Here is a 20,674-nt window from a genome sequence, read left to right as displayed (position 1 = left end):
GTCACTCCTCGTTCCTCCGGCGGCGAGCCGCGGCCTTCTTGGCCGGCCGACGGCGCGGACGGGCTTCTTCGTACTCAGGCTCTTCCTCGTCCTCGTCGCTGCTGCTGTCGTCGCGCCCGAGCAGGGCCTCCTTCGCACCGGTCAGCAGGCCGCGGGACTTGCCCGCGGCTCCGCCCTCGGTCATCTCCCCGAGGACCTCCGGAAGATCCTTGCTCTTCTCGTACAGATCCAGCCGGTTCGTCGCCTCGGCGAAGCGCAGGTAGGTGTCGACACTCGCCACCACGATCCGCGCGTCGATGGTCAGCAGTTCGATGCCGACCAGCGACACCCGGATGTAGGCATCGATCACGAGTCCCTTGTCGAGGATGCTGTCGATGACGTCCGCGAGACTGCTCGGTGCGGGCCGGTCCAGATAGCCACCGGAGCGGCGTTGGCCTGAGGCCGCGATGGTCATGGGTCTACCTTCCAGTCGACTGACTCAGCTCGCGCGGCGCCGGGGCCGCTCGTCGGGCTCTTCCTCGTACTCGTCGTCCTCGTACTCGTCCTCGTCCTCGTCGTACTCGTCCTCGGGCTGGTCCTCGTCACCCTCGTCCTCGTACTCTTCGTCCTCGTCTTCGTCCTCGTACTCGTCCGCGGGCTCGTCCTCGGCGGCCGGCTCCTCCTCGTCCTCGTCGTACTCGTCCGCGGGTTCTTCCTCGTCCTCGTCCTCGTACTCGTCCTCGGGCTGGTCCTCATCGCCCTCGTCCTCGTACTCCTCGTCCTCGTCGGCGTCCTCGTACTCGTCGGCCGGCTCGTCCTCGTCCTCGTCGTACTCGTCCTCGGGTTCGGCCTCGGCGTCCTCGTCCTCGGGTTCCGCTTCCTCGTCCTCGTACTCGTCCGCGGGCTCTTCCTCGTCCTCAGACTCGTCCTCGTACTCGTCCTCAGGCTCGCCCTCGTCCTCAGACTCGCCCTCGTCCTCAGACTCGGCCTCGTCCTCAGGCTCGTCCTCGTCACCCTCGTCCTCGTACTCGTCGTCCTCGTACTCGTCCGCGGGCTCTTCCTCGTCCTCTTCCTCGTCCTCGTACTCGTCCTCGGGCGCTTCCTCGTCGCTCTCGCCCTCGTCGTCGTACTCTTCGTCCTCGTCGTACTCGTCCTCGGCCTCGTCGCCGGCCGGCTCCTCCTCGTCCGGGCCGCGCGAGACCTTGCCGCGGTGGATCTCGCCGCGCCAGCCCTCGACCTCGTCCGGCTTGAGGATGACCCGCGTCATCACGTGCCGCTGGAAGTGCCTCAGCTCCACCCGGGTCCGGCGTCCCTGGGCCCGCCAGATGTTGCCGACCTTCTCGAACAGCCCCTGCGGGTAGTACTCGAGCACGACGATCACCCGGGTCAGGTTGTCGGCGAGCTTGTGGAACGTGACGCTGCCGTCGACGTGCCCCTTCTCACCCTTGGAGCGCCAGACGATCTTGTCGTCCGGAACCTGCTCCAGGATGCTCGCCTGCCAGGTCCGGTGCGACCACAGGATCTTCGCCTTGAAGTCGAGCTTCTCGTCGGACTTCTGCTCGACCCGCTCGACCTTCTTCATGAACCCGGAGAAGTCCTGGAACTGCGTCCACTGGTTGTAGGCGACCTCGATCGGCACCCCGACGTCGACCGACTCGATGATCGTCGTCGCCTTGGTGGGGCTCTTCTTGCCCCCCGATCCGCCGGAACCGCCGCTCAGGGCCTCCACCGCCTTGTCCTTGGCACCCATGACCCCACCCTTCAGTGCGCCCATCAATGGAGACCCGCCGGTCGCAGCGGCCTTGCCGCCTCCGGCGAGCGCCTTGCCGGCCACCCCACCGTTCGCGGCGAGGTCGCCCAGCCGCTCGGTCAGATCGGAGATCTTGTCCGAGGCGGCGTCGGCCGCGCGCTCGGCGGCGGCCGACAGCGCGTGCTGCAGCTCATCCTTCAGCCGGTCGACCGGAAGCTCGTCGAGGAGGGACTTGAAGCCGTTCTGCTCCTCGGTGCGCGATTGCTGCGCCATGTCGGTCACCCGCGCTTCCTCGCCGCGGTCTTCTTGGCAGCGGTCTTCTTCGCAGCGGCCTTCTTGGCCGGCGCCTTCTTCGCTGCAGTCTTCTTCGCGGCGGTCTTCTTGGCGGCCGCCTTGCGCGGCGGCGCCGACTTCTTGGCAGTCGCCTTCTTGGCGGGCGCCTTCTTGGCAGTGGCCTTCTTGGCTGCCGTCTTCTTGGCCGTGGCCTTCCGCGCGCCGCCCGAGCCCGAACTGCCCGAGCCCGAACTGCCGGAGCTCGAGCTGCTGCCCGAGCCCGAGTCGCCTGAGCTGGAGTTGCCTGAACTCGAGTTGCTGCTCGCCGCCTTGGCAGCGGTCTTCTTGGCGGTACGGCGCGGGCGTCCAGAGCTCCCGTTCGACGAGCCGCGACGGCCGTCGTCCGACGAACTGCCGCGCTCGTCACCCGACGACGTGTCGCCGGATTCGCTGTCTTCAGGCTCGGCACTGCTCTCACTTCGGCGTCGGCCACCGCCACGACCACTAGGCCTTCTGCCACTACTCGGCCTACTACTCGGCCTGCTGCCGCTGGGCTTTCTGCGGCGCCGCGGACGCTCCTCTTCCTCGGCCTCGTCCGGCTCGTCCTTGCTGCCGCCGACGGACAGCATCCGGTCGGTACGGTCCCGAATCGAGTCGCTGACCCGGTTCAGCCGGTTGCTGGCCGCTGCCACCGCGGCCTCCCGGCCGGCCGACACGAGCCGGCCGCGGACCTGGTCCGACAACTTCGACAGCTCGGGGTTCTGCTCCACCACCGTCGCCAGTTGCTGCACGATGGCGCGTGGATCCGTTGCGATGCGCTTGCCGGCCAGCAATCCACCGACGGTGATCGCCAGCTTCAGCTTCTTGGTGCGGCCGAGCAGATAACCGCTCGCGACGGCAGCCGCCACCTTGGCGCTGGTATTCATGGACTCTCCCTACACAGTGGTGGTGCCGCCTCGGAGGAAACTCCAGGTGGCTTAGGCAACGAACGGCGTGTGTCTCGGCTGCGGATCACTCCGCCAGTGCGGCGATCCGCCGGAGCATCGGAATGCTGGGGTAGGTGTCGCGGCGGACCTTGCGCAGCAGCACACGGACGTAGATCTCGACCTCGTCCGGTCTGAGCAGGGACTCGATCAGGTCCAGCATCGACAGCGACGGAAACCGGTCCTTGGACACCTTGTCGAGCAACGCCTCGAGCAGGAGCTCGCGGGCGTCCGGTCGCTTGCGTGTGTCAGCCATGATCGCTTCGTCTCCGCTCATTCACGCAGGTCGCGACGTTCATGGACGGACGTGTGCGTCGTCCGGCTCCGCTGGTTCGCGAAGATCAACGCGACCGCGAGACCGATCGCTCCGGCGCCCATCAGCACCCACCCGACCGCGGTCAGGTCGACGCCGCTCAGACGATCGGACACGGCAAAAGCCAGCACGCCACCCACGGCGAGCAGGAAAACGGATACACCGATCCCCATGGAATCCTCCTAACGACCCGCCCCGTTCCGAAATTGCGATAAGAACGCGGTACCCACACGAAATTCCGCAAAACGACGATCAAGCCGCCTACTTTGGGCGAGGAATGCAACGCAATGCGCAACGGTTCAAATAAACGCTCACTTGAAGTCCGGTCGGATTCAATTGCCTGCGGCCCCGGATTTGCCCGGCTTCCCGTCAGCCGGCTTCGGCTTCTTCCCGGCCTTCGGCCCGGTCTTCTCCTTCGGGCCGGCCTTCGCCTTCCCGGGGCTGGTGCGCTCCTGCCTGGTGTGCTCCTGCACTGCCGCGGGCCGGCTGCTTGATGCGGTTGGAGACGGTGCGGTCGGCGATGGACGGGTCGGCTGTGGTGCTCTCGGCGTAGCCGGTGTCGTCACAGGCTGCAGATCGTTCGTCGCCGGCAGTTGAACGCCTCTGGTCTCGAGAATGATGCCGATGGTTGCCGACACCACCAATGCGATACCCGCGGCGATTCCGGCGATCACGGGCCTCGACCTGGTTCGCCGTACCGGCAGCATGCTGGTCGTCTGGTGGTCCGGAGCGCGCTCGCCGTTCGCCACCTGTGCAGCGGTCGGCCGCCGTACCGGGTCCTTGGCGAGCATCCAGAGGATCAGCGCCTCGAGCTCACCGTCCAGGCCGGGACGGAGCTCGCTCGGCGGCGTCGGCTCGCTCTGCACGTGCTGGTACATGATCGCCGCCGGGGACTCACCCGTGAACGGCGGACAACCGGTGACGAGTTGATAGAGCACACAGCCGAGCGCGTAGACGTCCGAGGGCGGCTCCGCGGGCTCGCCCATCGCACGTTCGGGCGACAGGAAGTGGCTCGTGCCGACGATCTGCCCGGTCGCCGTCAGCGTCGTGGTCTCGTGCAGGAACCTCACGATCCCGAAGTCGGCGACCTTCACCGTCCCGTCGTCGGCCAGCAGCAGGTTGCTCGCCTTGATGTCGCGATGCACGATCCCCTGCGCGTGCGCGGCCGCCAACCCGGCCGCCGCCTGCCGGACGACGTGCGCGGCCCGTCCCGCCGGGAACAGCCCGTTGCGCTTGAGCTCGTCGGCCACCGAACGGCCGCTCACCAATTCCATCGCGAGGTAGTAGCCATCGCCGTACGCACCGAAATCGTAGGCGGCAACCACGTGGGGGCTGCGAATCCGAGCCGACGCCCGCGCCTCGCGAAGAAATCGCCGCGACACCGCCAGCGTCCGCGGCACCGGCAGCATCAACTTGACCGCGACCTCGCGGCCCAGCACCTCGTCGGTCGCGCGGTACACCTCCCCCATCCCGCCCCGACCGAGCAACTCCCCCAGCCGGTACCGACCACCCTCACCAACACGCTTCACCGCATGTCGGTACCCGGCCGCTAACCCCGGCGGTTTTCGGCCAGGGCGACAGGGAACCGGGTGGCGATGACTGTGAAGCTGAACAAGGCAGCGTTCGACCATGCGAAGACGCTGGTCCACAAGGGGCAGACGGTCATGGACGAGCGGGACGACTGGAGCGAGCACGCGCCGAGCGCGGACGAGGAGAACGCGTACGTCGACAAACACGGCTGGTCGGAGTACGGGCAGTGGTACCTCGGCATCGACACCGACATGGGCGAGGACACCAAGGGCCACTACAAGTTCCCGTACGGCGACTTCCGCCGCGTCCACCGCTGTGGCGTGATCAGCGCCGAATCACGGGCCGCCCAGAACGACTACAAGGACATCGCGAACGCCGTCGCGGACCTCCACAAACTGCTGGACGGCGACCACGCCTAGCTGGCCGGTGAATCCTCAACCTCCAGGGCAGCGGCCAGGAGCTCGGCCAGATGGGAGGGCCGACGGGTCATGCCTTGGGCGATCTCGCCGCGCGCCTCGGCGAGCGGCTTGCCCATCTCCAGCGTCGCCGCGGAACCTGCTCGAGCACCTTGGTCTCGGTGATGGACGCAGTCATGCAGAACCTCCCGGGTGGTTAGGAACCGGCCGCGCCGTGCGCCTCGGTCAGGAGCAAGTGTCAACAGTTCACAGTTGGCACTTTCTGAGCCGCCTCGGTGAGAGCTTGGCCGAGAATCTCCAGGCCCTCGCGCGCCTCTGCGGCAGTGATCGTCAGCGGCGGCACGACGTGCACCCGATTGAAGTTCGCGAACGGTAACAGGCCTCGGCGCTGACACCCGGCGACGATGGCGGCGAGCTGCGGGCTGCTTCCGCCGTACGGCGCCAGCGGCTCACGCGTCGCGCGGTCGGACACGAGCTCCAGCGCCCAGAACACACCTGTCCCCCGGACCTCACCGATCCACTCGTGCCTGGCCGCGAGCTCACGTAGCCCTGGCCCGAGCACGTCCTCGCCGAGCGCCGCAGCGTGCTCGACGATCCGGTCGTCCTCCATCGTCTCGATCGTGGCGACCGCGGCCGCACACGCGAGCGGATGACCGGAGTAGGTGAGGCCGCCCGGATACGGCCGGTCGGCGAACGTCCGGTAGATCGGATCGCTGATCGCGACCCCGCCCAACGGCACGTAGCCGGAGTTGACGCCCTTGGCGAAGGTGAGCAGGTCCGGGACGACCTCGGCGTGCTCGATCGCGAACCACTTGCCGGCCCGGCCGAAGCCGGCCATCACCTCGTCGGCGATCAGCATGATCCCGTGCCGGTCGCACAGTTCCCGCACGCCCTGGAGGTAGCCAGGTGGCGGGATCATGATGCCCGCCGTACCGGGGATCGACTCGAGCACGATCGCCGCGATCGTCCCTGGTCCCTCGAGCGTGACGACCTGCTCGAGGTGCGCCAGCGCGCGGTCGCGTTCCTCCTCCTCGGTGGTGGCCGAGAAGGCGCTGCGGTACAGGAACGGCCCGAAGAAGTGGACGGTGCCGGTGGAGCCGTTGTCGTTCGGCCACCGGCGTGGGTCGCCGGTGACGTTGACGGCCAACTGGGTGCCGCCGTGGTACGAGCGGTACGTCGACAGCACCTTGTGCCGGCCGGTGTGCAGCCGGGCCATCCGGATCGCGTGCTCGTTGGCGTCAGCGCCGCCGTTGGTGAAGAAGATCCGGTCGAGGTCACCCGGGGTGTGCGACGCGATCAGCCGCGCGGCCTCGGACCGGGCGCTGTTCGCGTACGCGGGAGCCACCGTGCACAAGGTGGCGGCCTGCTCCTGGATCGCTTTGACGATCCGCGGGTGCTGGTGGCCGAGGTTGGTGTAGACGAGCTGCGAGGTGAAGTCCAGCAGCCGGTTCCCCTGCCCGTCCCAGACGTAGGAGCCGGCCGCCTTGGTGATCACCATCGGGTCGAGGTTCGCCTGCGCGGACCAGGAGTGGAAGACGTGCTGGCGGTCGAGGTCGTAGGTGCGGTCAGACATTCTGCGGGAACCCCAGCTCGAGGCCACCCGCCGGGCGGGCGGCCGGGTTGATCCAGCGCGAGGTGACGACCTTCGCGCGGGTGAAGAAGTGCACGCCCTCGGCGCCGTGCGCGTGGGTGTCGCCGAACAGCGACCGCTTCCAGCCACCGAAGGAGTAGTAGGCGACCGGCACCGGGATCGGCACGTTGACGCCGATCATCCCGACCTGGACGTCGTTCTCGAACCGGCGGGCGGCGCCGCCGTCGTTGGTGAACACCGCGGTCCCGTTGCCGTACTGGTTGTCGTTGATCAGGGCAACGGCTTCGTCGTACGACGAGACCCGGACGACCGACAGCACCGGGCCGAAAATCTCCTCGCGGTAGATGTCCATCTCCGGTGTCACGTGGTCGAACAGCGTCGGGCCGAGCCAGAAGCCGTCCCGCTCGCCCTCGGCCCGCACCTCGCGGCCGTCGATCACGAGCTTGGCGCCGGCCCGCTCACCGGAGTCGACGAACCCGGCCACGCGGTCGCGGTGCGCCTTGGTGACCAGCGGACCCATGTCGACGTCGCCCGTGCCGTCGCCGGTGCGCAGGGTCCGGGTCCGCTCGGCGATCCGGGCGACCAGGTCGTCGGCGATCGGCTCGACCGCGACCAGCACGCTGATCGCCATGCACCGCTCCCCCGCGCTGCCGTACCCGGCGTTGACCGCGGCGTCCGCGGCCAGGTCGAGGTCGGCGTCCGGCAGCACGACCATGTGGTTCTTGGCGCCGCCGAGCGCCTGCACGCGCTTGCCGTGCCGGCTGGCCTCCTCGTAGACGTACTCCGCGATCGGCGTCGAGCCGACGAAGCTGATCGCCGCGACGTCCGGGCTCTGCAGCAGCGCGTCGACCGCGACCTTGTCACCCTGCAGCACGTTGAACACGCCGTCGGGCAGCCCGGCCTCCTTCCACAGGTTCGCGATCCACAGCGCCGCCGACGGGTCCTTCTCACTCGGCTTCAGTACGACGGTGTTGCCCGCGGCGATCGCGATCGGGAAGAACCACATCGGCACCATGGCCGGGAAGTTGAACGGGCTGATGATGCCCACCACGCCGAGCGGATCCCGTCGGGAGTGCACGTCGACCCCGGTCGACGCGTTGCCGGACTGGGCGCCCTTGAGCAGGTGCGCGATCCCGCAGGCGAACTCCACGACCTCCTGACCACGCGAGACCTCGCCCAGCGCATCCGAGTGCACCTTGCCGTGCTCGGCCGTGATCAGCGTCGCCAGCTCGTCCTTGCGGCTGTTCAGCAGCTCGCGGAACGCGAACAGGATCTGGGTACGGCGGGCCAGCGAGGTGGACGCCCAGGACTCGAAGGCCTTCTTGGCGGAGTCGATGACGAAGCGGGCGTCGCGGTCACTCGCGAGCGCGACGCGACCGGAGACGCGGCCGGTGGCCGGGTTGGTGACATCGGCCCACAGGTGCGACGTGCCGTCGTACCCGGCGCCGTCGGCCCAGTGCGTGATGGTTGAGGTCATGAGGCAGCTCCTTCGGGGTAAGCCCTCATGGTCACCGCCACCGACCCGCGTCAGCCGCTGCAGAATGTAGGATTCTTCGTCAATACCCGACGATCTGTCGGAGGTGACAGATGGCGATCCCGACTGTTGCACAGGTCCTCGACATGCCGGTGCTGCGTGGCGCGCAGCCCGAGGTCCTGGCCGGCGCGGCCGGGCTCGACCGCGAGGTCCGCTGGGTCCACGCGGGCGAGATCGCCGACATCGCGCCACTGCTGCGCGGCGGCGACCTCCTCCTCAGCACCGGCATCGCGCTGCCCGACAGCCCCGAGGAGCTGCGGGACTTCGCGGCCAGCCTCGGCGAGAGCGAGGCCGCCGGCCTGGTGATCGAGCTGGGCCGTCGCTGGCAGCAGGTGCCCGCCGGGCTGGTCGACGCTTGCGAGGCCGTCGGACTGCCGCTGGTCGCGCTGCACCGCGAAGTGCGGTTCGCCGCCATCACTCAGGCGGTCGGCGAACGCATCGTGGACGAGCAACTGCAGGAGCTGCGCGAGACGCACCGGGTGCACGAGACCTTCACCGAGCTGAGCATCGCGGAGGCCGGTCCGCGGGAGATCCTCGAGGCCGTCCAGCGGCTCGCCGGGTCGGCCGTCGTACTGGAGAGCGAGCAGCACCAGATCCTCGACTACCGGTCGGGGCCGGGCGACGCCGACGAGTTCCTGGCCGACTGGGCCGCGCGGTCGCGGGGTGTGCAGGTCGACGGCCGGACCGGGTGGGACGAACGTGCTGGGTGGCTCGTGACTCGGCTGGGCAAGCGCGACCGCGGTTGGGGACGGCTCGTCGTCCAAGCACCGGCGCGCCCGTCGCAGCGCCTGATCGCCCTGACCGAACGCGCCGCGGCGGCACTGGCCATGCACCGGCTGCACGACAGGCACCGTGACAGCCTGGTCCGCCGTGTCCACCATGAATTGCTGCTCGGCCTGCTCGCGGACCCGACCGATCGGGAGGTACTGCGCCGGTGCGAGCTGTCCGGCGTACCGCTGACCAAGCGTCAGTTCATCGGGTTGACGGTTCGGCCTCGAGCTGACGCGCAGGACGTGCTCGCCGCCGTGGTGCACGCGGCCTACGAGCTCAAGGTTCCGGCCCTCGTCTGCGAGATCGACCGCGACGTCCGCGTGTTGCTCTCCTGTACGGCGACCGCGAACCCCGACCGCGTGGCCGACAACCTCGCCGCGAGCGTCGCTCGTCGTCACTCGGTCGCGATCGGCGCCGGCCGACCGACGGCCAGGACGGCTGAGTTGGATCGCACACTCAAAGAGGCTCAGCAGGTGGTCGAGTCCGTCCGGGCGGACGCCTCGGAGCGAGTGGTGCATCGCCTGGAGGATGTGCACCTGCGTGGCCTGATCACCCTGCTCGGGGACGACGAGCGGCTACGCCTGTTCGTCGCGCGCGAGCTCGGCCCGCTCAAGGAGAACGGCCTGCTCGACGCCGTCCGCGCGCTCGTCGATCACCCGACGAGCAAGTCCGACGCCGCCGCGAGTCTGCACATCTCCCGGCCGGTCTTCTACGACCGCCTGGCCAAGGCCGAGCAGGTGCTCGGCGTCGACCTGGACGACCCGGACATCCGGGTGTCCTTGCACGTCGCCCTGGTCGCAGACGAGCTACGAGCCCACTAGTCCTTGGGCAGCGAGTTGAGCAGGCGGCCCTGAGCCTGCTCCAAGTGGTAGGCGAGGTGCTCGGCAGCGCCGGCCGGGTCGCCGTCCTGGATCGCCTTGAGGATGGCCGCGTGCTCGGAGGCGACCGTGGACGGTTCCGCGGTGCGATGCGCCTGGTACTGGCCCATCGTGAGGTGCACCTCGCCGATGATGAGCTCGTGCATCCGGGACAACCGCCGGCTGCCGACCGCCGCCACCAGCGCGGTGTGGAACGCGATGTCGGCCTCGACCTGGTTCTCGAACACGTGATCGCGGGCCGCGTACTCGATCGCGACCTGCGCCCGCGCCGCGGCCGGCGGGACCTCGCCGGTCTCGGCGAGCGTGGACACCGCGGCCCGCTCGATCGTCACCCGGCTGAAGAACAGGTCGCGGATCTCGTCCTGGTCCAGCACCGGGACGACGGCGGTCTTGTGCGCCGTACGACGCAGCAGGCCGAGCGCGGTCAGCCGCTCGAGCACCGCCTTCGCGGTCGGCCTCGCCACCTTGTACTCGGTGGCGAGGCGGACCTCGGTGAGCTTCTCCCCCTGCGGGATGTCGCCGTTCACGATGCGCTTGCGGACGGATTCGTACATCGCATCGGTCAGCGAGGACGGACCGAGCTCCAGGCCGGCTTCGGTACCCACGGCACCCCCTTTACCACGAAATGTCTGGCAAGTGTACTGGTCAACTCACTCAGTATCCGGCAGCCTTGTCGACCACGTTGCGCAGCGGCTCACCGGCGACGAACCGGCGCAGGTTCTCCAGCACGATCTCCTCTCCGCGGCGCGCCGTACCGTGGCTGGTCGCGCCGTTGTGCGGTGTCACGATGACGTTCGGCAGCGACCAGAACGGGCTGTCGGCCGGCAGCGGCTCCACGCCGTGCGCGTCCAGCCCGGCGCCCGCGATCTGCCCGCTCTGCAAGGCCTCCAGCAGCGCGTCGTCGTCCGCGATCCCGCCGCGCGAGATGCAGATGAAGTACGCCGTTTCCTTCATCCGCGCGAACGCGTCCCGGTCGAAGACCCCGGCCGTCGACGGCGTCCGCGGCGCTGTGACCACCACGAAGTCCGACTCGGCCAGCATCTCCTCGAGCCCGCAGACCTGATCGACGTACGGCGATGGCTGCTCCGGGCGGCGCCGTACGCCGAGAACCCGCATGTGGAAGGCCTTCGCCTTCCGGGCGAGGTCGATCCCGGAGTTCCCGAGACCGTAGATGCCAAGGGTGCGCCCGCCCAGCTCGCCGTGCCGGTAGTGGTCCCAGCGGCGGTCGGCCTGCGCCCGCATCCAGCGCGGCACGTCACGGTCGAGCATGAGCATCAGCAGGATCGAGTGCTCGGCCAGCGAGATCCCGCCGTTCCCCGCCGACGAGGTGAGCACGACCGGCGCCGCCAGCATCTCGGGCGTCAGATCGGCGTCGACGCCCGCCGACGGGCTGTGCACCCAGCGCAGCCGGGGCGCCTTCGCCAGCACGTCCGGCCGGACCCGGCCGATGACTGCCTCCATCTCGCCGAAGACGTCCGCGGCGTCGTCGAGGGTGCCGACGAACCGGAAGTCCACGTCCGGGGCGGTCTCCTGGTAGCGGGCCGGCTGCCTGCCGACCACGACGACGATCACTTCAGCCCCGTGGTGGCGATGCCGCGGATCAGGTGCTTCTGAGCCAGCGCGAAGAAGATCAGGATCGGGATCAGCGACAGCAACGACATGGCGAACAGCATGCCCACCCCACTCTGGGTCTCGGAGTCGACCATGGAGTTCAGCGCCACCGGGACGGTGAACACCTGGGTCCTGGTCAGGTAGATCAACGGTACGAAGAAGTCGTTCCAGGTCCAGATGAAGGTGAAGATCGTGGTCGTCACCAAGGCGGGCCGCATCAGCGGCAGGACGACGTACCAGAAGGTCAGGAACGGGCCGGCGCCGTCGATCCAGGCGGCCCGGTCGAGCTCGCGCGGCAGCGTCCGGATGAACTGCACCATCAAGAAGACGAAGAACGCGTCGGTGGCCAGGAACTTCGGGATCAGCAGCGGCCAGTAGGTGTTCACCAGGCCGAACTGGGAGAAGAAGATGTACTGCGGGATCACCAGCACGTGGAACGGCAGCATCACCGAGGCCAGCGTGATCGCGAAGTACACGTTCCGCATCCGGAACTGCAACCGGGCCAGCGCGTACGCGGTCAGCGCGCAGGAGAAGAGGTTGCCCACGATCGACCCGATGGTGACCAGCAGCGAGTTCGCGAAGAACACCGAGAACGGCCGGTTCAGCGCGTGCCAGCCGTCCTTGAAGTTGTCGAACGTCATGTCCCGCGGGATCAGGCCCGGCTCGGTCAGGATCTGCTCGGCCGGCTTGAACGCGCTCACCACCATCCAGACCAGCGGATAGACCATGAGCGCGACGAACACCAGCAGCCCGGTGTGCTTCAGCACAGAGGTTCTGGCCATCAGCTGTCTCCGTAGAAGACCCAGTACTTCGAGATCAGGAAGTGCAGCGCGGTGATCGCGGCGATCGCGACCATCAGCACCCAGGCCAGGGCGGACGCGTAGCCCATGTCGAACGCGACGAACCCCTGCTGGTACACGTACAGCGTGTAGAACAGCGTCGAGTTGGCCGGTCCCCCGGTGCCGCCGCTGATGATGTGCGCCTGGGTGAAGGTCTGGAACGCCCCGATCGTCTGCAGGATCAGGTTGAAGAAGATGATCGGCGTCAGCAGCGGCACCGTGAGGTGCAGGAACTGCTTGACCACCCCGGCGCCGTCCACCCGGGCCGCCTCGTAGAGCTCGTCCGGGATCTGCCGCAGCCCGGCCAGGAAGATCACCATCGGCGAGCCGAACGTCCACACGTTCAGCACGATCAGCGTCGCCAGCGCCGTACTCGGGTTCTGCAGCCAGCTCTCGCCCTGGATCCCGATCAGCGCCAGGCCCTTGTTGATCAGCCCGTCGTCACCGAAGATCTCCCGCCACAGGATCGCGATCGCGACACTCGACCCGAGCAGCGACGGCAGGTAGAACGCGCTGCGGTAGAACGCCAGGCCGCTCAGCCCGCGGTCGAGGATCAGCGCCAGCAGCAGCGCGAACCCGAGCTGCAGCGGGACGGACACCACGACGTAGACCAGCGTCACCCGGACCGACGCCCAGAACTGCTCGTCGTGGACCATCCGCTGGAAGTTCTCCAGCCCGGACCACTCCGGCGGGTTCAGGATGTCGTAGTCGGTGAACGCCAGGTACAGCGACGCGAACAGCGGTACGGCGGTGATCAGCAGGAAACCGAGCTGCCACGGGATCAGGAACACGTGCGCAGCCCGGCCCTGCCGGTTCAGGTGGAAGGTGGGCTTCCGGCTCATCACTGAGCTCTCTTGATACCGGCCGCGATCTCGTCCACCAGCTTCTTCGCGCCGTCCGGCACCGTGGTCCTGCCCAGCGCGATCTCCTCGCAGACGCGGCCGGTCGCCGTACGCCACGTGCTCGACCCGGGCGGCGCCTCGTAGCGCGGCTTGCGCTGCGCGGCGCGCTCCTTCGCGACCAGGGCGAGCATCTCCTTCTCGTCCTGGCTGGCGAACTCCTGGGCCTGCTCGGCGACGTTCGGGTTGGTCGGGGCGCCCATCGTCAGCCGGACCGTCTTCAGCATCTCCGGGTTGTTGACGTTGTAGTCGAGCACCTTGCCGGCCGCCTCGAGGTTGGCGTCGTCGATGCGCTGGTAGATCGCCATCCGCGGGAAGTACAGGTACTTGTGCCCGTCCACCGCGGTCGGCGCGATCGGGGCCGCGCGCAGCCGGAAGCGCTCCTTCGGGAACATCTTCGCGTCGTCGATGATGTGATTGGAGTTGCCGAAGTTGACCAGCACCTTCTTCCCGACCTGCGCCCAGTCCGGACCCATCCCCTCCTGCTCGCTGAGCGACAGCGCGGCACCGGCCTTGCGCAGCTTCTCCCACCAGTCGAGCCAGCTGCCCAGTCCGTCCACGGTGAACCCGACCTGCCCGTCCTCGGTCCACAGCTGCTCGCCCCGCTGCCGCAGCCACGCCTCGAAGGTCAGGTCGTGGTCGGGCGCGTACGGCACGCCCTTCCGCTTGCCCGGGTTGTTCTTGCTGTAGGCAACCAGCAGGTCGGCGAGGCTGTCCCAGGTCCAGCCGGGTCCCTCGGCCGGGATGGTCACACCGTCGGCCTGCGCGACGGTCTCGTTGTAGCGGATCACGGGTGTGAAGATGGCGAACGGCAACGTGTTCAGCTCGCCGGCCAGCTTGAACGTCTCCAGGTCTTCCTTGCTGTAGTCGTCCCACCTGAACGTCGGCAGGTCGTCCAGCTTCCGGTACAGCTTGCTCTTGTGGTACGTCAGCACCTGCGGTGACGCGATCCAGAAGATGTCCGGCACGTCGCGGGCCGCGATCTGCGTCGTCATCCGCTCCTGGAAGGCGGTGTAGTCGGCGAACTCCGGCTCGATCGTGATCGACGGGTTCGCCGTGCTGAACTGCTTCAGCGCCTTGGTGTAGTTCTGCTGCCGGATGCTGTTGCCCCACCACGCGTACCGCAGCGTGACGTTGCCGCCACCACCCGACGCCCCGCCACCACTACCGCTGCACCCGGCCACCACCCCGGTCGCGGTGCCCGTCGCCAGCGCGAGCTTGAGAAATCCTCGTCGATCCATGACGCTCTCCTCACACACAGACCAGTACTTCGAACAACCCGATTTCCGGTAGCCGGACGCGCCCGTCGGTCACCGGTAGCCGCTCAGCCGAACGCAGGGCTCGTACGTCGCGTACGCCGTCCGGGAGCCGGAGCTCGGCCGGACCGATTCGCACAGGCGGCGCGAATCGCTGGTCGGTGTCCCCCGATCTGTTCAGCAGGTGTACGACGAACCCGGCCGCGGACCGGCCGAGCACGATCTCCACCTGCTCCGGCAGGTCCGTCTGCACCCGCGGACCACCGGCTCTCACCACCTCGTCGACGAAGAGGTCGCGGTGCACACTCAGCCCGACCTCGCGGTACGACCGCCCGACGGTCCACGGCAGCAGCACCACGTTGCCCTGCCGAACGACCCCGGGATGCTCGAGCTGGACGTGCCCGTGACACTTCTCCGGCGGCCCGTACGGCGCTCTCGACAAGGCACGCAGGCCGGCCTCGGCAGCCGTCTCGACCACGTGGAAGGCGCCGAACACCGGGATGCCACCCTCCAGGTGCAGCGACCGCGTCGACTCCTCCGTGTCGTAGCTCGCGATCCGCCGTACTCCGTCGACCGTAGTGTTGCCCGTGGCAACCACGCCGCCCTCGTAGCCGCCGAGGTCGACGTCACCGAGGTCCGGCAGCACGACCACCCGGTAACGACTCAGGTCGACGTCGCCGAGCCGGTCCTGCGGAAGAACGTCGAACGGCACGTGCCGTTGGAGCAACGACAGGTACAGCCCTTGAAACTCAGCGGAGTTGTCGCGGACCAGCAGGGTCTCGGCGGCGGGGACGAGGTCGGTGTAGACCTCGGTGTGGTCCCGGTGGAACCGGGTCAGCTCGCCGGCGACCGTCAGGCACGCGTAAGGACTGTCGGACGGCGTGCCCATGATGTACGTGGACGGGTTCGCGCCGCGGGCGATTGCCTGGAGCAAGTACTGCGCGAAGTGGTTCGGGTCCTCGCTCGCCATTCGGTACGGCATGTCCACGAACCCGACCGAGTTGGTCAGCACGGGCACACTCGGCCGGTAGGTCTTCGCCGCGCTCACGCTCTCGCTCGTCCGGTGGTGCCACAGCGGCCGGCCGATCGCGTTGTTCGCCTCGTGGAAGACGATGTCGGCCTGGTCGCCGAGCACCAGCGGCGCCTCGGGTCGCCGGGCGGCGAGATGGTCCCGGATCCGTGTGGTCAGGTCGGCCAGCACGTCCTTCGAGAACTGCTGCCATTCGCCGTACCCGGGTGACTCCTTGCCCTCCGGGAGCGGTTTGCCGTACCTCTGCGCGCAGTTCACGCAGTGGCAGACACCCCAGTAGCGGCGGCTGTAGTCGACCTCGTTGAACGACATCCAGTTGCAGAAGAAGCCGTCCAGCGGATAGCGGTCGAGCACCTCGTCGAGTACGTCGAACAGCCGCAGCTGGTAGTAGTCGCCGCTCGGGCAGACACTCGTCAGACCGTTGTAGACCTGAGCCTCGCCGGTCGGCGCGACGAAGCACCAGTCGGGATGGGCCTCGGCGCGGCGATGGTCGATCTTGGAGAAGTCCATCCGGCCCATCACCCGGACCCCCCGCCGCGCCGCGGCCTTCACCGCGTCGCCGACCAGGTCGCCGGACGGACGCTCGGCGAGGTGGGGGTTGCGGGTCTGGAAGTCGAGGTCGGTCGGGTAGTTCGACAAGATCCCGCCGACGCTCAGCAGCCAGGTGTCGGCGCCGAACTCCACCAGGTAGTCCAGCACCTTCTCGACGTCGAGGCCGGCGTCGATCTCGCGCAGGTTGGTCTGGAACATCCGGAAGGGTTCATGCCACCACAGCCTCATGGGCGTCCCCTTCGCAGCGTCTTGTAGAGCGCCGAGTGGTCCAGGTCGCCGTCGCCGTCCGCGACGGCCGCGTTCATCAGCTGCTGGGTCGCGGCCGTGTTCGGCAGCGCCAGGTCGAGGTCGGCCGCGGCCTGGACGGCGAGGCCGAGATCCTTGCGGTGCAGGCGAATCCGGAAGCCCGGTTCGAACGTCTCCCGGACCATCCGCTCGCCGTGCAGCTCGAGGACGCGTGAGCTCGCGAAGCCACCCATCAGGGCCTCCCGGACGACCGCCGGATCCGCGCCGGCCGCCTGCGCGAACATCAGAGCCTCGGCGACCGCCTCGATCGTCAGCCCGACGACGATCTGGTTCGCGACCTTCGCGGTCTGGCCGGCGCCGACCGCGCCGATCAGCGTGATGTTCTTGCCGAGCGTCTCGAAGATCGGCCGGGCCCGCTCGAACACCTCCGGCCGCCCGCCGGCCATGATCGTCAGCGTCGCGTCCCGGGCGCCGACCTCGCCCCCGGACACCGGCGCGTCGAGGTAGTCGGAGCCCTGCTTCTCGATCCGCAGCGCGAACCCCTGGGTCGCGGTCGGCGAGATCGAGCTCATGTCGATCACCAGCGACCCCGGCCGCAACCCTTGCGCCACACCGTCGGCGCCGAACAACGCGTCCTCGACGTCCGGGGTGTCCGGCACCATCAGGATCACCACGTCGGACCGCTCGGCGGCCTCCGCTCCGGACTGGCAGCGGTACGCGTCGACATCGGTCCGGCCGCGGTAGACCGAGAGCTCGTGGCCGGCGGCGATCAGGTGCTCGGCCATCGGCCGCCCCATCACGCCCAGTCCGACGAAGCCGATCTTCATGAGGCGCTCCAATCGACGTGCACGATCTCGAGCAGCCCCGCCGTCGGGATGACCACCTCGGCCCGGCCATCGGCAACCGTCGGCTCGACGTCCACGCCGGCCACGAGCAGCCGCGCCGTCACCCGATCCGTGGGTACGGCGACCGACACCGTCTGCGGCGGCAGCGGAAGGGTCTCGCGGATCGGGCCGCGCATCGCCATCGGGTTCGTGAGGTTGACCAAGGCAACAGCCACGCTCGTGTCTCCCTGGTGGACGGCGACATCGAGCAGCCCGGCGCCGTCGACGGTCACCTCGGGCGTCTTGCCGAGCGCCCAGCCGACCGCGTTCGCGATCAGCCGGCCGTGGTCGGCCTGCAGCGCCTCCCAGAAGATCGCGCCGAGGTTGAACGGGAAGTACACGGTCCGGCCGCCGTCGGCGTTCTCCGTGCAGATCACCGCCGGCCGGTCGGGCGCCTCGCGCTGGTAGACCTCCTCCATGGGCAGGTCCGGGAAGTCCGGGATGAACCGGAACGGCGCGATCGCGACGGCATCGGCCTCGACGCCGAGGATGCGGGTCCCACCGATGATCCGGCTCGCGCCCTCGAAGCCCTCGTTCAGCGGGTGCGAGTCCATCAGCGCGATGTAGTTGTTCTTCACCGCGCGGCTCGACTCGGTCAGCCGGATCCCGAGCACCTCGCCGAGGCCGAAGTCGTCGCGCGCCCGACCGCGTTCGTCGTACAGGGAGGTCTCGTACGCAGCCACGAGTGACCCGCCGTTGTCGACGTACTCCTCGAGTACGGCGCACTGCTCGTCGCTGAGCTGCTCGGCGTTCGCGAGGACGACGACCTTGAACGGGCGGAGCCGGTCGGCGGACAGGACCTGGTCGGAGATGAACTCGAACGGCACCCGCGCCTCGACCAGCGCGTGGTAGAAGCCGTCCTCGTGGTCACCACGGTGGTCGTTGCGGAGCTGGCCGGCGCGGGTCGGGTCGAGCAGCGCGACCTCGGCCGTGATCCGTAGATCCTTCAGCACCGGCTCGACTTTCGCGTGCAGGGTGAACGCCTCGACGATCGGCTCGACCCAGCGCCGGTCCGGCACACTCGCGTTGAACTTGGTGAACCACGGCAACGCGCCCTGGGCGAAGCCGTCGACGATCCACGTCTTCACTTCCTCGCCCGGTGCGACCGAGTCCTTCCAGCGGTACTGGTGATGTTCCGGACCCACAGACGTGATCAGGCGGACCGGGCGGTCGGGGAAGACGCCGCGGTTGCGCTTGCCGTTGCGGCCGGCGCCCCACGGCGCCTCGATCCCGGACCGGCCCTGCTTGTCGATGATGAAGATCGGGTAGAGCCGCTCGGCCAGCCCGCGGTCGAGATCACGGGCGGCCAGGGCGCCGAGGTTCGGGATGAACCGCGCGTGCGGGCGGATGTCGCGGACTGCCTGGTCCCAGATCCCGACCAGCTCACTCAGCCGCCGGCGCCGCCAGCCGACGTACTCGTGCCAGCCCTCGGCCTGCTCGGCGACCGGAAGCTCCAGACCGGTGTCGTCGCGGAACGACCGGCGGGCGGCCTCGCTGTACGAGATGCCGTAGTACCCCTCCCACCGGTTCGCGAAGATCGCGTCCACGTCGTACTCGCGGACGATCTCGCGCGCCACCTCGGTGATGAACTCCCGGTGGTACGACGTGAACGCGCACGTCAGCCAGATGTCGGGATGCGCCCAGTGCTCGAGCGGGTTGCCGTCCTGGTCGCGAGCGAGCCACTCCGGATGGGCGGCCGCCGCGTCCGCGTGCACCGCGTGCGGGTCGACGCGGGCCATCACGCTCATCCCGAGGCTGCGGGCGCCGTCGACCAGGGTGCCGAACGGGTCGGTGTCGGCGAGGTACTTGCTGCGGTGGTGGTACTCGAGCTGGGTCGGGTAGTAGGCGATGTACCCGCCCGCGCTGATGCAGGTCGCGTTGGACCGGCTGCTGCGCATCAGGTCCAGCCAGAAGTCGGCGTCGAAGTGCAGCGGATCGTCCTCGGCCAGCGTGATCTGCGCCCATCGGGTCGCCTCCGACGGCCAGTCCGGACTGCGCTTGCCCGTCGTTCTGGTCGCCTGGTGGTCGGACTCTGTGTGCATTGCACCTCCATCGCCGGGTTGGACGATTGTCAGACAAGATTGCACGCCTGGCAAGAGCTGGTGTTAGGCTCCTCACGTGGAGTACCGCGGACATCAGCTGAGTGCGAACGTCTCGATGCTGTTCACCGAGCTGCCCTATCCGGAGCGGTTCGCGGCCGCCGCGCAGGCCGGTTTCACGACGGTCGAGTCGTGGTGGCCGTTCGCCGTACCCGATCCGTCGGCGGCCGAGCTCGACTCACTTGTGCGGTCGGTCGAGGCGGCGGGGGTGACGCTGAGCGCGCTGAACTTCTACGGCGGAGACATGCCGGCCGGCGAACGTGGTGTGGCCTCACATCCCGACCGGCAGGACCAGTTGGCCGCCAACGTGCGGGCCGTGGTCGCCATCGCCGAGCGCACCGGGTGCCGGCTCTTCAACCTGCTCTACGGCCAACTCGACGACCGCTGGCCGCCGTCGCTGCAGGCCGACACGGCGGTCGATGCCATCCGCTCAGCCGCAGCAGCCGTCGGCCACCTCGGCGGGACCGTCCTGCTCGAGCCGCTCACCAAAGGGCTGAACGGCAACTATCCCCTGCTCACCGCCGACGACGTACTCGCGATCCTGCACGGACCGTTGCAGGACGTCGACAACGTCTCGCTGCTCTTCGACACCTTCCACCTGGGCAGCAACGGCGTCGACCTCGTAGAGACCGCCACCGCCCTGGGCGCCGGCCTGGCCCACGTCCAACTGGCCGACTCCCCCGGCCGCGGCGAACCAGGCTCCGGCGCCCTCCCGCTCACTCAGACCCTGGACGCCCTGAAGACCGCCGGCTACCAGGGCCTGGTCGCCTGCGAGTACAAACCCACCACCGACACCACCTCGAGCCTCAGCTGGCTCGATTGAGCTCGCGCAGCGCCTTGACGAGGTCACGCTGGGCGTCGATCGTTGGGGGAGCATGAGAATGCCGAGGGGGAATCATGCCGGGGGCGTCTGGACTGCCTTATTTACAAGGCCAGTGGCGACGGCTGTCCACTGCTGAGTGCGCCGGGCGGTATCCGGCCGAGCTCACCTTCGTCACCGCGACGTACCGCGGCGTCCGTGGTCGCGATCAGGGAATGATCTGGTGGGACGCGGGGACCTATCGACTCGCCGACGACCGGACCCTGGTCCTGAGCACGGCGACCGACGAACTGGTCGAGTACGCCGTCGAGGTCACGCCGCAGCGCTTCACCTTCACCGACCCGCAGGGGTGTGAGGTCGTGTACGAGCGCCTGACCTCTCCCCCGCCGTAGTCCTGGGTCCAGTTCCAAGGGGGAGAAA

Annotated in this window: 20 protein-coding genes; 4 read left to right on the top strand and 16 right to left on the bottom strand. The window is 68.6% G+C overall.

All coding sequences use genetic code 11. The annotated features are described in order from the left end of the window. Position 1: 1 nt before the first annotated feature. The 6 genes from gvpJ to ACWCOV_RS25255 all read right to left on the bottom strand — a co-directional run bounded on the left by gvpJ (position 2) and on the right by ACWCOV_RS25255 (position 4,827). Complete coding sequence (gene gvpJ / locus ACWCOV_RS25280; protein WP_449831772.1) at positions 2 to 454, bottom strand: gas vesicle protein GvpJ; 453 nt, start codon at positions 452 to 454, stop codon at positions 2 to 4. A gap of 24 nt (positions 455 to 478) precedes the next feature. After that, complete coding sequence (locus tag ACWCOV_RS25275; RefSeq protein ID WP_449831771.1) at positions 479 to 2,002, bottom strand: SRPBCC family protein; 1,524 nt, start codon at positions 2,000 to 2,002, stop codon at positions 479 to 481. Positions 2,003 to 2,007: 5 nt separating this feature from the next. Continuing rightward, the gene (locus ACWCOV_RS25270) at positions 2,008 to 2,928 is read right to left on the bottom strand and encodes a hypothetical protein (protein ID WP_449831770.1); all 921 of its coding nucleotides are present in this window, start codon (positions 2,926 to 2,928) and stop codon (positions 2,008 to 2,010) included. 85 nt (positions 2,929 to 3,013) lie between these two features. Beyond that, positions 3,014 to 3,241 (bottom strand): hypothetical protein, encoded by a 228-nt coding sequence (locus tag ACWCOV_RS25265; RefSeq protein ID WP_449831769.1) that lies wholly within the window; start codon positions 3,239 to 3,241, stop codon positions 3,014 to 3,016. 17 nt (positions 3,242 to 3,258) lie between these two features. Beyond that, complete coding sequence (locus ACWCOV_RS25260; RefSeq protein WP_396354150.1) at positions 3,259 to 3,471, bottom strand: DUF6458 family protein; 213 nt, start codon at positions 3,469 to 3,471, stop codon at positions 3,259 to 3,261. A 159-nt stretch (positions 3,472 to 3,630) separates the two neighbouring features. Beyond that, positions 3,631 to 4,827: a protein kinase domain-containing protein gene (locus ACWCOV_RS25255; protein ID WP_449831768.1), complete on the bottom strand. Its 1,197-nt coding sequence runs from the start codon at positions 4,825 to 4,827 to the stop codon at positions 3,631 to 3,633. A gap of 66 nt (positions 4,828 to 4,893) precedes the next feature. Between ACWCOV_RS25255 and ACWCOV_RS25250 the strand changes: the two genes are divergently transcribed. After that, positions 4,894 to 5,247: a hypothetical protein gene (locus ACWCOV_RS25250; RefSeq protein ID WP_449831767.1), complete on the top strand. Its 354-nt coding sequence runs from the start codon at positions 4,894 to 4,896 to the stop codon at positions 5,245 to 5,247. A gap of 235 nt (positions 5,248 to 5,482) precedes the next feature. Here the strand turns inward: ACWCOV_RS25250 and ACWCOV_RS25245 are convergent, their stop codons facing one another. Both ACWCOV_RS25245 and ACWCOV_RS25240 read right to left on the bottom strand, forming a co-directional pair. Further along, complete coding sequence (locus ACWCOV_RS25245) at positions 5,483 to 6,817, bottom strand: aminotransferase class III-fold pyridoxal phosphate-dependent enzyme (RefSeq protein WP_449831766.1); 1,335 nt, start codon at positions 6,815 to 6,817, stop codon at positions 5,483 to 5,485. Beyond that, positions 6,810 to 8,312: a CoA-acylating methylmalonate-semialdehyde dehydrogenase gene (locus ACWCOV_RS25240; RefSeq protein ID WP_449831765.1), complete on the bottom strand. Its 1,503-nt coding sequence runs from the start codon at positions 8,310 to 8,312 to the stop codon at positions 6,810 to 6,812. The genes ACWCOV_RS25245 and ACWCOV_RS25240 overlap by 8 nt, the downstream gene beginning before the upstream one ends. A 110-nt stretch (positions 8,313 to 8,422) precedes the next feature. Between ACWCOV_RS25240 and ACWCOV_RS25235 the strand changes: the two genes are divergently transcribed. Next, positions 8,423 to 9,961, top strand: a complete 1,539-nt coding sequence (locus ACWCOV_RS25235) for a PucR family transcriptional regulator (RefSeq protein WP_449831764.1) — start codon at positions 8,423 to 8,425, stop codon at positions 9,959 to 9,961. On the opposite strand, the gene ACWCOV_RS25230 is transcribed toward ACWCOV_RS25235, so the two are convergent. Genes ACWCOV_RS25230 through ACWCOV_RS25195 form a run of 8 tightly spaced genes read right to left on the bottom strand, consistent with a single transcriptional unit; the run spans position 9,958 to position 19,377 of the window. Beyond that, a complete protein-coding gene (locus ACWCOV_RS25230; protein WP_449831763.1) occupies positions 9,958 to 10,623 on the bottom strand; it encodes a GntR family transcriptional regulator in 666 nt (221 codons plus the stop codon). The genes ACWCOV_RS25235 and ACWCOV_RS25230 overlap by 4 nt on opposite strands. A gap of 49 nt (positions 10,624 to 10,672) precedes the next feature. Next, positions 10,673 to 11,590 carry a D-2-hydroxyacid dehydrogenase gene (locus tag ACWCOV_RS25225; protein WP_449831762.1) on the bottom strand — a complete coding sequence of 306 codons (918 nt, stop codon included), beginning with the start codon at positions 11,588 to 11,590 and terminating at the stop codon, positions 10,673 to 10,675. Beyond that, entirely contained in the window at positions 11,587 to 12,411 is an 825-nt protein-coding gene (locus ACWCOV_RS25220; protein WP_449831761.1) for a carbohydrate ABC transporter permease, read from the bottom strand. The genes ACWCOV_RS25225 and ACWCOV_RS25220 overlap by 4 nt, the downstream gene beginning before the upstream one ends. Continuing rightward, positions 12,411 to 13,310 carry a carbohydrate ABC transporter permease gene (locus ACWCOV_RS25215; protein WP_449831760.1) on the bottom strand — a complete coding sequence of 300 codons (900 nt, stop codon included), beginning with the start codon at positions 13,308 to 13,310 and terminating at the stop codon, positions 12,411 to 12,413. Before ACWCOV_RS25215 ends, ACWCOV_RS25220 begins: the two co-directional genes overlap by 1 nt. Next, positions 13,310 to 14,608: an ABC transporter substrate-binding protein gene (locus tag ACWCOV_RS25210; RefSeq protein WP_449831759.1), complete on the bottom strand. Its 1,299-nt coding sequence runs from the start codon at positions 14,606 to 14,608 to the stop codon at positions 13,310 to 13,312. Before ACWCOV_RS25210 ends, ACWCOV_RS25215 begins: the two co-directional genes overlap by 1 nt. A gap of 10 nt (positions 14,609 to 14,618) precedes the next feature. Then, positions 14,619 to 16,433 (bottom strand): alpha-amylase family protein, encoded by a 1,815-nt coding sequence (locus ACWCOV_RS25205; protein WP_449831758.1) that lies wholly within the window; start codon positions 16,431 to 16,433, stop codon positions 14,619 to 14,621. Next, a complete protein-coding gene (locus tag ACWCOV_RS25200; RefSeq protein ID WP_449831757.1) occupies positions 16,430 to 17,278 on the bottom strand; it encodes a 2-hydroxy-3-oxopropionate reductase in 849 nt (282 codons plus the stop codon). The genes ACWCOV_RS25205 and ACWCOV_RS25200 overlap by 4 nt, the downstream gene beginning before the upstream one ends. Further along, positions 17,275 to 19,377 (bottom strand): alpha-amylase family protein, encoded by a 2,103-nt coding sequence (locus ACWCOV_RS25195; protein WP_449831756.1) that lies wholly within the window; start codon positions 19,375 to 19,377, stop codon positions 17,275 to 17,277. The genes ACWCOV_RS25200 and ACWCOV_RS25195 overlap by 4 nt, the downstream gene beginning before the upstream one ends. 76 nt (positions 19,378 to 19,453) lie before the next feature. Here ACWCOV_RS25195 and ACWCOV_RS25190 point away from each other — a divergent pair, with 76 nt between their 5' ends. Beyond that, complete coding sequence (locus ACWCOV_RS25190; RefSeq protein WP_449831755.1) at positions 19,454 to 20,257, top strand: hydroxypyruvate isomerase family protein; 804 nt, start codon at positions 19,454 to 19,456, stop codon at positions 20,255 to 20,257. A gap of 74 nt (positions 20,258 to 20,331) precedes the next feature. Beyond that, complete coding sequence (locus tag ACWCOV_RS25185; protein ID WP_449831754.1) at positions 20,332 to 20,646, top strand: hypothetical protein; 315 nt, start codon at positions 20,332 to 20,334, stop codon at positions 20,644 to 20,646. Positions 20,647 to 20,674 lie beyond the last annotated feature (28 nt).

The organism is Kribbella sp. NPDC002412 (genome assembly GCF_053592935.1).
Note: the sequence above shows the minus strand (reverse complement) of the source record. Positions and strands in the feature narration are given on the sequence as shown.

Coding starts and splice junctions, on each gene's coding strand:
- gvpJ (WP_449831772.1), bottom strand. CDS start 454: ATGACCATCGCGGCCTCAGGCCAACGCCGCTCCGGTGGCTATCTGGAC.
- ACWCOV_RS25275 (WP_449831771.1), bottom strand. CDS start 2,002: ATGGCGCAGCAATCGCGCACCGAGGAGCAGAACGGCTTCAAGTCCCTC.
- ACWCOV_RS25270 (WP_449831770.1), bottom strand. CDS start 2,928: ATGAATACCAGCGCCAAGGTGGCGGCTGCCGTCGCGAGCGGTTATCTG.
- ACWCOV_RS25265 (WP_449831769.1), bottom strand. CDS start 3,241: ATGGCTGACACACGCAAGCGACCGGACGCCCGCGAGCTCCTGCTCGAG.
- ACWCOV_RS25260 (WP_396354150.1), bottom strand. CDS start 3,471: ATGGGGATCGGTGTATCCGTTTTCCTGCTCGCCGTGGGTGGCGTGCTG.
- ACWCOV_RS25250 (WP_449831767.1), top strand. CDS start 4,894: ATGACTGTGAAGCTGAACAAGGCAGCGTTCGACCATGCGAAGACGCTG.
- ACWCOV_RS25245 (WP_449831766.1), bottom strand. CDS start 6,817: ATGTCTGACCGCACCTACGACCTCGACCGCCAGCACGTCTTCCACTCC.
- ACWCOV_RS25240 (WP_449831765.1), bottom strand. CDS start 8,312: ATGACCTCAACCATCACGCACTGGGCCGACGGCGCCGGGTACGACGGC.
- ACWCOV_RS25235 (WP_449831764.1), top strand. CDS start 8,423: ATGGCGATCCCGACTGTTGCACAGGTCCTCGACATGCCGGTGCTGCGT.
- ACWCOV_RS25220 (WP_449831761.1), bottom strand. CDS start 12,411: ATGGCCAGAACCTCTGTGCTGAAGCACACCGGGCTGCTGGTGTTCGTC.
- ACWCOV_RS25215 (WP_449831760.1), bottom strand. CDS start 13,310: ATGAGCCGGAAGCCCACCTTCCACCTGAACCGGCAGGGCCGGGCTGCG.
- ACWCOV_RS25210 (WP_449831759.1), bottom strand. CDS start 14,608: ATGGATCGACGAGGATTTCTCAAGCTCGCGCTGGCGACGGGCACCGCG.
- ACWCOV_RS25205 (WP_449831758.1), bottom strand. CDS start 16,433: ATGAGGCTGTGGTGGCATGAACCCTTCCGGATGTTCCAGACCAACCTG.
- ACWCOV_RS25200 (WP_449831757.1), bottom strand. CDS start 17,278: ATGAAGATCGGCTTCGTCGGACTGGGCGTGATGGGGCGGCCGATGGCC.
- ACWCOV_RS25195 (WP_449831756.1), bottom strand. CDS start 19,377: ATGCACACAGAGTCCGACCACCAGGCGACCAGAACGACGGGCAAGCGC.
- ACWCOV_RS25185 (WP_449831754.1), top strand. CDS start 20,332: ATGCCGGGGGCGTCTGGACTGCCTTATTTACAAGGCCAGTGGCGACGG.